Annotated in this window: 3 protein-coding genes; 2 read left to right on the top strand and 1 reads right to left on the bottom strand. The window is 78.5% G+C overall.

What is annotated here, in order from left to right; translation table 11 throughout:
- Positions 1-241 precede the first annotated feature (241 nt).
- The gene (locus tag ACFVYI_RS36895; RefSeq protein ID WP_387893749.1) at positions 242-1054 is read left to right on the top strand and encodes a hypothetical protein; all 813 of its coding nucleotides are present in this window, start codon (positions 242-244) and stop codon (positions 1052-1054) included.
- Between the two features lie 79 nt (positions 1055-1133).
- On the opposite strand, the gene ACFVYI_RS36890 is transcribed toward ACFVYI_RS36895, so the two are convergent.
- Positions 1134-3992, bottom strand: a complete 2859-nt coding sequence (locus ACFVYI_RS36890) for an FtsK/SpoIIIE domain-containing protein (RefSeq protein ID WP_387893747.1) — start codon at positions 3990-3992, stop codon at positions 1134-1136.
- Between the two features lie 415 nt (positions 3993-4407).
- Between ACFVYI_RS36890 and ACFVYI_RS36885 the strand changes: the two genes are divergently transcribed.
- On the top strand, positions 4408-6047 hold a 1640-nt coding region (locus ACFVYI_RS36885; RefSeq protein WP_387893745.1), incomplete at its 3' end, for a protein kinase.

Raw genomic sequence — 6047 nt, 5'->3', positions numbered from 1 at the left:
CGATCTCCACCTACCTCACCGCCGTGGGGGGCGGCCCCGCCCCCCGGGCCCCCCCCCCCCACACCCCCCCCCGGGGCCCCGGCCCCCCCCCCGGGCGAGCGGGGGCGGGGGGGGGGTGGCCCCGCGGGGTCGTCCGGGGGCCCACCGCGCTCACGGGTGACCGGCCCGCCCTGTCGGGCCCGCGGTGCGGAGCACCGGTGGGGCTTCGGTACGGTGTCCTGCGACGAGGGGGAAGATCATCATGAGCACGACGCGCATCAGGCGCGCGGCGGGAACCGCCCTGGCCGTGGCGCTGGTCGTCACGGGGGCGGCGGCCTGCGACTCCGACGGGAAGACCGCGGCCGCTCCGGCCCCGACGGCGGCGAGCCCGGGCCCGGAGCCGTTCGGCGCCGGCGGCTACCGGGGGCTGAAGCCCGGGATGGCGAAGGACGCGGCGCTGGCCCTCGGCGCCCTGGAGGCGACCCCGGTGTCGCTGCTGAACGGCTGCACCGACTACGCCTACAAGGGCGGCCCGGCACCGGACGCGACCAGGATGGCGGCCGAGGCGGCCGTCCAGACCACGTTCGACGAACTGGACGCCAAGGCACGGGCCGGGCGGAGCAAGCCGGGTGCGGTGCCGACCCTGCCGCCCCACCCCTCGCTGACGGACCTCAAGCTGCACTCGGAGCACCTGCTGGCCGAGGCCGAGCGGATGAAGGCCAACCAGGCGACGCTCGACCTGCTGGCGAAGGCCACGGACGAGCTGAAGGCGGCGCGGGCGACCCGTGACGCCGCGTTCCTGGCCACCGGCCGGGTCGGGTTCGGCCCGGACGGTCTGCGCGAGCTGGTGGCCCCGGCCGGCACCCGGACCGCCGAGGGCATCGGCGCCGGCTCGACCGTCGAGGCGCTGAAGCAGGCCTACGGCGACAAGGGGCTGGCGTTGGCCAAGAGCGGCAGGTACGAGATGCCGGTCGAGGGGAGCCGGGCCGGGCAGGGCTGGAAGTACGAGTTCACCCTGGACGGCGACAAGGTCAGCGGCCTGGCCCTGGTGAACCGCGGCATGTCCTGCTCCTGAGGACCGTGCCGCCCGCCTCGGCGGCGGTGCGGCCGGGGCGGCCGCCCGCCCGGCCGGGAGAGCCGGAGGGCCCGCCGCGTCAGTGCGTGGCCGCCCGCTGGAGCGCGCTCGCCAGCAGGGCGAGGTCGGTCGGGCCGTTGCCGAGTTCGCGTACCGGCCGGCGGGCCGGCGGGGCGCCGAGCTGGAGCGGGTCCACGGCGACCACCGTCGGTCGCAGGGTCGCCGTCCGGGGGATGCGGCCGCTGATCCGGGCGCTCTGGAACGCGGTGACGCCGCCGTCGGGCAGCCGCAGGTAGCCGCGGCCGGGGGTGTCCTCGCCCAGTGCGGCGGCGTCGCCGAGGTGGATCAGCAGATCCGAGTCGGCCGGGTCGTCGGTGCGCAGGGCGATCCGCAGCAGCGCGGCCTCGTCTACCTCGGTGCCGGCGCTCTCCTCGGGGTGGCCGGTGGTGACGGCGAGGTGGACGCCGAGCGGCCCGCCCCGGCGGGCGACCGCCGCGAGGGCGCGGGCCAGCGGCCGGCCGGCCGGGGAGGTCGGGGCCAGCAGGGCGTCGTAGTCGTCCACCACGACGACCAGCCGGGCGGGCACCGCGCCGGCGGGGGAGGGCGCGGGCCGGGGGGAGTCGCCGCTGCGCGGGTGGATGATCTTGGCCGGGGCCGCCGGCGCCGCGGTGCCGGCGGCCCCGACCGCGGCGGGCACCGGGACGGCCGGCCGGTCCGGGTCCGGGCCGTGCTCGCCGGCCAGGCCCCGCTCGCCGTCCAAGATCCGGGCCGCGTGCCAGGAGGCGAAGTCCAGGCCGTCGAACAGCCGCTCGCGCAGGGCGAGTTCGTCCTCCAGGGTCTCCGCGGTGAGCAGCGCGGCACGCGGGTCGGTGGCGGCGTTCACCAGGCCGGTGACGTGCGGCAGCTCGGTGCAGCCGTCCAGGCCGTCCTCCGTCGCCCGGCCCTCGACGAGGGTGACGGCCAGCCGCTCGGGCCGCTCGGACACGGCCAGCGAGGCGACCAGGGTGCGCAGCAGCTCGGTCTTGCCGGAGCCGCGCGCCCCGCCGATCAGCAGGTGCGGGCCGCCCGGGTCGGGGGAGGGGAGGGTGAGCTCGGGGTCGGCGAGGTCGAGGGTGCAGAGCTCGTCGCGGGTGGTGCCCAACAGGGCGGTGGCGGCGCCGATGCCACCGGCGTGCGCCGCCCAGCGGGCGGAGAGCTTGGCGGGGGTGACGGTGTCGAGCTGCAGCAGATCGAGCAGGCGCAGCGCGTCGGGCAGCGGGCCGCGGGCGGCCGGGACGGCCTCGCGCAGCGGGGCGAGGAGGCGGGCCAGCCGCTCGGCCCAGGCGTCCGAGACGGCGTCCAGCGAGACCTCGTGCAGGGTCTCGCGGCCCCGGGCGACCGGCCGGTCGAGCGAGAGCTGGGTGCCGACCTCGCCGGTGATCAGGGCGGTGGCGCCGAGGCCGCGCGGCAGCAGCTCGGGCTGCTCGGCGAGGCAGATCGGGAAGATGCCGACGGCCGGGCCCTGGCGCAGCAGCAGGTCGAGCGCCTGCCGGGCGCTCTCGCCGGCCGGGCGGCCGTCGACCACCACCACGGTGGCGGGGTGGCCGCCGAGGCCGGTCGGGCCGCTGAGCCGGGCGGTCAGCTCGGTGAGGCGGGCGGTGGCCTGGTCGTCGTCGAGGCCGATCAGCAGCCGGCAGTCCTGGCCGTCGGCGGGGCGCAGGTGCGGCAGCCACAGGGCCCAGGCCCAGGTGTCGGCGCGGTCCTGCGCGGGCCGCGACGGGTCGGCGTCGACCACGACCAGGCTGAGGCCGGTGGGCGGGTGCAGGGCGGCGAGCTGGGCGACGACCGCGCGGGTGAGGGCGTCGAGCCGCTCGCGCGGGCCGCTGAGGCCGAGGCTGCCGGCGGTCTGCAGGTCGAGGGTGACGGGGACGGCGGGCAGCAGGGTGCCGGGGGAGGTGCCGGGGCCGCCGGGCCGGTCGGCGGTGCCGAGGCGCAGGGTGAGCGCGTCGGGGTGGCCGGGCGCGCGCTCCCAGAGCCGGGGGCCCGGGCCGAGGGCGTTGAGCAGCAGGGTGGCGAGGTCGGGCCAGCGCTCGCGCTGGGCGGCGGCCTGCCGGGTGCGGACGGCGGCGTGGTGGCGCTCGGCGCTCTCCTGGCCGGGCGGCTCGGCGGCGGTGCGGCCGAGCCGGAGCGAGAGCAGCCCCCGGGTGCGGCCGGCGGCGGGTTCGGGCGCGGCGGGCGGTTCGGTCACCAGCGGCGCGGGCCGGGCGGGGGCGGGTGCGGCGAGCTGGAGGTGGCCGTGGCCGTCGGGCAGCGCCGCGCGGGCGGGCACTCCTGGGCCGCCCCCGGGATCCGGCGGGGTGACCCGCAGGGTGGACTCGCCGATCCGCAGCAGGCCGCCGCCGTCCAGCGGGACGGCCTCCTCGGGCGGTCCGGGCGGGACGATCCGGCCGTCCAGGGTGGTGCCGTTGGTGGAGCCGAGGTCGCGGACGGTGACCCGGCCGTCCTCCGCGAGGTGCAGCGCGAGGTGGAGGCGGGAGACGTCCGGATCGTCGAGCGGTACGTCGGCCTCGCCGGAGCGGCCGACCCGGATCTCCCGGCCGTGCAGGCGGTGCACGCCGCCGGCGTCGGGCCCGCCGACCACCCGCAGCTCGGCGGCGGCCGGGCCGTCGTCGGGGTCGTCGGCGGTCGGGTCGGGCTCGTTGAGGCTGAGGACGGCGCCGTCGAGCAGCGGGGGGTGGCCGAGCAGGGCGTGTTCGTCCACGCGGTGCGCCCCGGCGTACAGGTGTACATGGGTGGCGGCCCGTGGGCCGCGCACGCCCACGGCGCCCGCGAGGGCGCCCGCGAGGGAGCCGAGCGCGGTGCCCACGGGTGCGGTGACCAGCACGTCCACGTAGGGGATGGCGGAGCCGGCGGCTGCCGGGCCGCTGCGCGGTCGGAGGACGGTCAGCCGGATCTGCATCTCGCCCGCGGTCCCTTCTGCTGGTGCTGACGCCTGGTGCTGACGCTTGCCGCCCTGCCTGCCGACGGTCGACGCCCCTGCGGGCGGTCGCGACGACAATGGGCCACAAGAGTGGCGACTGTCATCCTGCCATCCGTCACCGACAGTCCGCGCACGGTACCGGATTTGACGATCTTGCGATCATCGCCATGGTGGAGGCGACGGGGGGTCAGGTCAACCGTCGCCCGGGACACCCTGGCCCGCCGACCTCGGGGAGCCCCTCGGGGGATGTCCCCCGGACCCGTCCGCAACCCCTCGCCGGTCGCCCCAAAAACGTGAACGGACACCGTTAGAGTGGCCGGAACACGGGCCCGGCAGGCTCACCGCACCTGCGGAGGAGCGCCCCGCGCGGGCGGCACGGCGAGGAGTGCGACAGGTGCGGCCAGTCGGCAGCAAGTATCTGCTTGAGGAGACCCTCGGACGAGGGGCCACCGGCACCGTCTGGCGTGGACGGGTGCGCGCGGATGTCGCGGTGCCCGGCAGCGAGCCCGGGCAGCCGGTCGCGATCAAGGTGCTGCGCGAGGAGCTGGCGGCCGACCCCGACGTGGTGATGCGCTTCCTGCGCGAGCGCTCGCTGCTGCTGCGGCTGACCCACCCCAACATCGTCAAGGTCCGCGACCTGGTCGTCGAGGGCGAGCTGCTGGCCCTGGTGATGGACCTGATCGAGGGCCCCGACCTGGCCCGCTACCTGCGCGGCAACGGCCCGTTCAGCCCGATCGCCGGCGCCCTGCTGATGGCCCAGGTCGCCGACGCGCTGGCGGCCAGCCACGCCGACGGCATCGTCCACCGCGACCTCAAGCCGGCCAACGTGCTGCTCGCCTCCACCGTGGTGGACGGCACCGAGCAGATGCACCCGATGCTGACCGACTTCGGCATCGCCCGGCTCGCCGACTCCCCGGGCATCACCCGCACCCACGAGTTCGTCGGCACCCCGGCGTACGTCGCGCCGGAGTCCGCCGAAGGCCGCCCGCAGACCTCCGCGGTGGACGTCTACGGCGCCGGGATCATGCTGTACGAGCTGGTCACCGGCCGCCAGCCGTTCCAGGGCGACGGCCCGCTGCAGATCCTCCAGGCGCACCTCGCCCAGGAGCCGCAGCGCCCCTCCACCATGCCCGACCCGCTCTGGACGGTGATCGAGCGCTGCCTGCGCAAGGACCCGGCCCAGCGGCCGAGCGCCGTCACGCTGGCCCACGCGCTGCGGGTGGTCGCGGCCGGGGTCGGCGTGCACGCCTCCCCGGCGGCGGTGGACGCGGCGCTCGCGGTGGGCGCGCTGCTGGTGCCGGACTCGCGGCCGGCCGCCGTGCCGGGCAACCCCGCCGCGGCGGGCCCGCCGGCCACGGAGGACCGCACCCAGGTGCTGCCGGCCGGCCCGCAGGGCGGCCGGTACGACCCGCAGCAGTACGACCCGGCGGCCGCGACCCGGGTGATGGGCACCCAGCCGCCGCCCGCCGCCCCGTACGGCGCCGCGGACCGCACCCAGGTGATGCCGCCCACCCCGCCGGGGCCGCCGCAGCCGGAGGCGCCGCACCCCTGGCAGACCCAGCTGCGCGCCGCCCGTGACCGCAACCAGCAGACCGAGATCGGCTACTTCGACCCGGAGGACTTCGAGGCCCCGCCGGTCGCCCCGCCGCCCTATCAGGCGGGACAGGGGGGCCAGGGCGGGCCGGCCCGCCCGCAGGGGCCGCAGGGCTACCCGCAGCAGCAGCCGCCGCGCGGCTACCAGCAGGCCCCGCCGCCGCCCGGCTACGCCCAGCGCCCGCCGGTGGCCCCGCCGCCGCCCGGCTACGCCCAGCGCCCGCCGGTGGCCCCGCCGCCCTACCAGGCGGGCCAGGCCCCGGCCGGCGGCCGCCCGCAGCCGCCGGGCGGCTACAACCAGCCCCCGCAGCACGGCCGCCCGCCGCAGGGTCAGCAGCCCCCGCAGCCCTACGGGCAGCAGCAGCGCCCCCAGGCGGGCCCGCCCGGCGGCTACCAGCAGGCCCCGCCGGCGCAGCCCGCCGTGCCGCGCCGGGCGGAGCT

Origin of the sequence: Kitasatospora sp. NPDC058218, assembly GCF_042882445.1 — a bacterium.
GTDB lineage: Bacteria > Actinomycetota > Actinomycetes > Streptomycetales > Streptomycetaceae > Kitasatospora.
Note: the sequence above shows the minus strand (reverse complement) of the source record. Positions and strands in the feature narration are given on the sequence as shown.

What these genes read in the sequence shown, in the direction of transcription:
- ACFVYI_RS36890 (WP_387893747.1), bottom strand. Translation starts at nt 3,992, where the DNA reads ATGCAGATCCGGCTGACCGTCCTCCGACCGCGCAGCGGCCCGGCAGCC.
- ACFVYI_RS36895 (WP_387893749.1), top strand. Translation starts at nt 242, where the DNA reads ATGAGCACGACGCGCATCAGGCGCGCGGCGGGAACCGCCCTGGCCGTG.